The 4,520-nt window shown below is 57.5% G+C and carries 8 protein-coding genes and 1 pseudogene; 7 read left to right on the forward strand and 2 right to left on the reverse strand.

Annotated features, from left to right (window positions below):
• Positions 1 to 450 (forward strand): DUF3363 domain-containing protein (locus tag ACLIRY_RS26530; RefSeq protein WP_413208433.1); only part of this gene is annotated, 450 nt, incomplete at its 5' end.
• A gap of 19 nt (positions 451 to 469) precedes the next feature.
• Here the strand turns inward: ACLIRY_RS26530 and ACLIRY_RS26535 are convergent.
• Both ACLIRY_RS26535 and ACLIRY_RS26540 read right to left on the reverse strand, forming a co-directional pair.
• Positions 470 to 727 carry a hypothetical protein gene (locus ACLIRY_RS26535; protein WP_413208434.1) on the reverse strand — a complete coding sequence of 86 codons (258 nt, stop codon included), beginning with the start codon at positions 725 to 727 and terminating at the stop codon, positions 470 to 472.
• Positions 728 to 743: 16 nt separating this feature from the next.
• Positions 744 to 1,022 carry a hypothetical protein gene (locus tag ACLIRY_RS26540; RefSeq protein ID WP_413208435.1) on the reverse strand — a complete coding sequence of 93 codons (279 nt, stop codon included), beginning with the start codon at positions 1,020 to 1,022 and terminating at the stop codon, positions 744 to 746.
• Between the two features lie 145 nt (positions 1,023 to 1,167).
• On the opposite strand from ACLIRY_RS26540, the gene ACLIRY_RS26545 reads away from it, so the two are divergent.
• The 6 genes and pseudogenes from ACLIRY_RS26545 to ACLIRY_RS26570 all read left to right on the forward strand — a co-directional run.
• On the forward strand, positions 1,168 to 1,740 hold the full coding sequence (locus tag ACLIRY_RS26545) for a hypothetical protein (protein WP_413208436.1): 573 nt from the start codon (positions 1,168 to 1,170) through the stop codon (positions 1,738 to 1,740).
• Positions 1,737 to 2,177 (forward strand): hypothetical protein, encoded by a 441-nt coding sequence (locus ACLIRY_RS26550; protein ID WP_413208437.1) that lies wholly within the window; start codon positions 1,737 to 1,739, stop codon positions 2,175 to 2,177. The genes ACLIRY_RS26545 and ACLIRY_RS26550 overlap by 4 nt, the downstream gene beginning before the upstream one ends.
• Positions 2,177 to 2,935, forward strand: a complete 759-nt coding sequence (locus ACLIRY_RS26555; protein WP_413208438.1) for an ImmA/IrrE family metallo-endopeptidase — start codon at positions 2,177 to 2,179, stop codon at positions 2,933 to 2,935. The genes ACLIRY_RS26550 and ACLIRY_RS26555 overlap by 1 nt, the downstream gene beginning before the upstream one ends.
• A gap of 236 nt (positions 2,936 to 3,171) precedes the next feature.
• Positions 3,172 to 3,741 (forward strand): annotated as a pseudogene (locus tag ACLIRY_RS26560) (type IV secretory system conjugative DNA transfer family protein); the annotation flags it as partial.
• Between the two features lie 47 nt (positions 3,742 to 3,788).
• The gene (locus ACLIRY_RS26565) at positions 3,789 to 4,058 is read left to right on the forward strand and encodes a hypothetical protein (protein WP_413208439.1); all 270 of its coding nucleotides are present in this window, start codon (positions 3,789 to 3,791) and stop codon (positions 4,056 to 4,058) included.
• Positions 4,055 to 4,520: ATPase, T2SS/T4P/T4SS family (locus ACLIRY_RS26570; protein ID WP_413208440.1), on the forward strand; the 466-nt coding region annotated here is incomplete at its 3' end. The genes ACLIRY_RS26565 and ACLIRY_RS26570, both read left to right, overlap by 4 nt.

Below are 4,520 nucleotides of genomic sequence, written 5' to 3' on the forward strand. Positions count from 1 at the left end.
CTGGACCGGGAACTGATCTCGGAGACCCCGGAGGGCACCCGGGAGTCCGGCTTCGGGCGGGACCTGCGAGACGCGAAGATCCGCCGCCGCCAATGGCTGATCGCGGAGGGGCTGGCGACCGAAGAGCGGGGGCATGTGACCTATCACGGCGCAATGCTCGCCAGACTGAGGAAGCGGGAACTCACCTGCGTCGCCGGAGAGCTCTCCGAGGAACTGGGCCGGACTTATGTGGAACACCATCACGGGGACCGCGTGGAGGGCTCCCTTCGCCGTGTCGTGGACCTCACCAGCGGGAAGTATGCGCTGATCGAGAAATCCCGCGAGTTCACCCTGGTCCCCTGGCGGCCCGTTCTCGACCGTCACATCGGGAAGCAGGTCTCGGGCATCATGCGCGCCGACGGTGGGATCTCCTGGACCATCGGGCGACAGCGGGGGATAGGGGTTGGGTAGTCCGAAAAATCTTTTGGAATCAGTTGATCGTATATTCTCGCCAAGGAATCGCATGCAGAGGTACCCGAGACATGAAGCGGGCAATGTCGGGGCGACCGTAGTACGTGGGACGTCCGCGTCCATCCTGCGCCATCAGTACGATTGGTACGCCGAACAGCGGGGTAAAGCTTCTGATGGCATCGGTTGCTTGTCCGCTATTCTGCACTACTTGAGGCTTAACCACAACAACAGCGAATGTTTGTCCCTGTTCGCGGATGACCGCACCTTGTACGCGCATGTTATCTCTCCTTCAGTTAGGCCGCCAGCTTGTTGCGACGGTCGTTAATCCATTCCCAAGCCTTGGGGGGCAGCCAACCCGAATAGTCACGGGTGATGCCAACGACTAGAACGTTGTCGTTCTGGTCGATATGCGGATCCAGCCGTTTCCAAATCTCTTCGGCGTTCAGTCCGGTATCAACGAGCCAGGTGGATCCGAGGAAGTGCCACCAAGCTCCGAGCTCTTTGATAGTGCTGTGCAACTTTTCATAATTTTGACCGGGTTGGTTCAGATCGTAGTTGATCGCGTAGATCATCTTTGTTCTCCTATGGGTGTCATGATGTGCGCCGCAAATTGGCTCTCACTTTCCTATGCGCACATTGAGGAGCGCCTCGGACATTTTTCGTGATGTCCGTGTAGGGTTCGTTCTCCCGCATAGGAGAATGAAGGGGGGAAAGGGTGTGAAACAGGACGAAGCTGTGGCTGCCAAGAGCGGGGCTGAAGTCGTCGACGCGATCAGATGTCTTTCATCCGCCAATTGGGTGCGACTAAGAAAAGTCGCCGCCTACTATGCGCGTCCGGCCATTTCAGCTGAAGATTTGTTGCAGGAAGCGTTCATGCGCGCTTTGGAGGGGAACCGGATCTGTCCAGCACATGTGGATGTGGTGCGATTTCTTGCTGAAGCCATACGCAGCATCGCTAGTGGTGAACAAGAGAAGGCCGATCGTCATCCCAATCTCGTTTCAATTGAAGGGGACGGCGGAGTATCGGAAGCTATGAATTGTCTAGACCCAGGCCAAAGTACCGAGGACAGACTCATACAGACCGAACAAAACGCACGGATGCGAGCAGATGTTCTTGCACTTTTCGACGACGATCTCGTCGCAAAAGACTTAGTGGACGGTACAATGGAGGGAATGACAGCGGAGGAACTGCGTGAACTGACAAACCTCGACAAAACAGCCTTCGCATCCAAACGAAAACTAATCCGTCGTCGGATTGACAAGAAATACCCTGAAGGATGGCAACCATGACCGCGAAAAATGACAAGGCAGCTCGACCGCTTAACTGCCTAGCGGATTCCTTTGTCGAGGATATTCTCAATATGTCCGACGAGGAAGTTCTGGCCGAGTTTCAGGAGGATGGAGGTGATGCGGAACAGTACGCGGCTTACATGCGGGCCAAGTTCGAAGACAGTTTGTTGAAGGCGAATAAAACACGAATGGCCATAGCAAAAGCTGGGGTTTCCGCCAATCGTGCTACCATACGAACAGCCAGCAGGAATATTGTCGATTTCGCCGAGGCACGCGCTCGTTTGCATGCTGTGATTGAGCGCGCGAAATCCGTTCCTGGACTAACTCTCGCGGCGCGAAAGGAAGAAGAGCTTTCTGATTCTGATGTACTTGGGATGTTAGAGGAGTTGGCCGAGTTGGGTCTGCTAGACGAAGATTCCGAATCAGGAATATCTTGATGCGCTTGTCTCCAGCAGAGCAATTGCTTCAAGAGCTTGGTGTTACCGACCCTGCGGAAATTGACCTTGAAGCAATTGCTTTTTACAAGAAGGCGCAGGTTCGTTTCCGCCCTTTAGACGGTTGCGAGGCCCGGATCATCGGGACTACGGAACGCGCTATCATCACGGTTAATCGAGACAGCCAAAGGCGACGGAGGCGGTTCTCCATCGCGCACGAACTTGGACATTGGCATCATCATCGTGGGCATTGTCTTGCGTGCCGGGTTGATGAGTATCGCCCGAAAGTAGGCGCTTCCTCGGAGCGGACCGCAGACAGCTATGCGGCTGATTTACTTATGCCGAACTATTTGTTCCGGCCATTGGCACGAATGCAGAAGAAGATGAACTTTGCCACGATTAAGACCTTGGCGGATGTCTTCGACGCCAGCCAAACAGCAACGGCGATCCGCTTGATTGAAAGCGATCATACGCCGTCAATGTTGGTTTGCCATGGCAAAAAGGGGCGGAAATGGTTCGTTCGGTCGCCCAGTGTGCCTGATCGTTGGTTTCCTCAAGAAGATCTTGATGCCGAAAGCTATGCCTTTGGCGTTCAATTTGGAACAGATCTAGACAATCCGTTTCTACGTAAGATTGGTGCAGATGCTTGGTTCGACCGGATTGAAGCTGACCGATTTGAGATTCAAGAGCAGACTGTCAGGGTGGGACCTGAGGAAACCCTCACTTTATTGGTTTTTCTTGATGATGAAATGCTTGAGTAAGAATTTCATTTTATTTCATTTTATTAAAAATAGAAAATTGTGATTCCATGTATTAATTTTTATTATTAGATATTTATTTTGTGTTAAGAATTAGATGTGGGACGGTTTAGTTCTACGTTGATTGTGTGGGTATGAAGCTGTCTCTTTTCGTATTTCCACGCATATAAAGCCCATAAGCGTTCCTGTCCAACCACGCCACCCTCGTTCCGTCCGCCTCAAGCAACGGAGCGATCCCCATGACCCCCACCAAACTCCTCGTCGGCCAGATCCTGGTCATCTTCGCCATCGTCCTCCTGGGCCTATGGTCCGCCACGCAGTGGTGCGCCGCCATGCTGGGCTATCAGGCCCGGCTGGGCGTCCCCTGGTTCACCCTCCTGGGCTGGCCGGTCTACGAGCCCTGGAAGCTCTTCGAGTGGTGGTACTTCTACGAGGCTTACGCGCCCGAGGTCTTCGACAGGGCGGGGATGCTCGCCGGGGCCAGCGGGTTCATGGGTTGCGCCGCGGCGGTGGTCGGATCCCTCTGGCGGGCGCGACAGAGCCGTCTCGTCACCACCTATGGCTCCTCGCGTTGGGCTCTCCGGCGGGAAATCCGCAAGGCCGGGCTGTTCCGTGCGGCGGGGGTGTTCCTCGGGCGGCATGAGGATAAATACCTGCGCCACGACGGGCCGGAGCATGTGATGGCCTTCGCCCCGACCCGCTCGGGCAAGGGCGTGGGGCTGGTGGTGCCGACGCTGCTCTCCTGGACCGGATCGGCGGTGATCCACGACATCAAGGGCGAGAACTGGCAGCTCACCGCCGGGTGGCGCCCTGGCTGTCCCACGTCATGGTCAGCCGCCAGGAGACCGCTCGCCCCTTGCTGACGCCTGGGGAGGTGATGCAACTGCCGCCGGAGGATGAGTTGGTCCTGCTCTCCGGCCTCGTCCGGCGGGACCTGGACGTGCTGACCGAAAGCCTCGCCTTCTTCGTCAAGCTCTACCTCACCTTCAACGCCCATGCCCCCGTGCCCGACCGGGCCGCCCAGGCGGTGGCGCGCGATCGTTTCCAGCAATTCATCGAGCAGGTGGGCCGCCAGATCGCGGGCGGCAAACGGTCGCTCGACCAGTCCCAGGGAGAGGGCCGATGACCGACACCTCCGAAGAGCGCCGCCGGGCCATGCTGCGCACCGCCATGGGGCCGGTGATCGCCCAGGCCCTGGCCGATCCCGCCGTCATCGAGGTGATGGTCAATCCCGACGGATCGCTTTGGATCGACCGCCTGGGCGAGGGCAGGGGGAGCGCCAACGTCCGCATCCATCCCTCCGAAACGGAACGGATCATCCGCCTCGTCGCCTCCCACGTCCGGGCGGAGGTCCATGCCGACAATCCCATCGTCGGCGCCGAACTGCCCTCGGGCGAACGCTTCGAGGGGCTGTTGCCGCCCATCGCCACGGGTCCCTGTTTCGCCATCCGCAAACCGGCATCGCGCATTCACCTGCTGGCCGACTACCTGCGGGATGGCCTGATTCTCAAGGCCCAGGTCGATGTTCTCGCTCAGGCCGTGCGCGACCGGAAGAACATCCTGATCGTCGGTGGCACTTCCTCGGGCA

It is taken from the genome of Rhodospirillum sp. A1_3_36, from assembly GCF_047263945.1.
Lineage (GTDB): Bacteria > Pseudomonadota > Alphaproteobacteria > Rhodospirillales > Rhodospirillaceae > Rhodospirillum.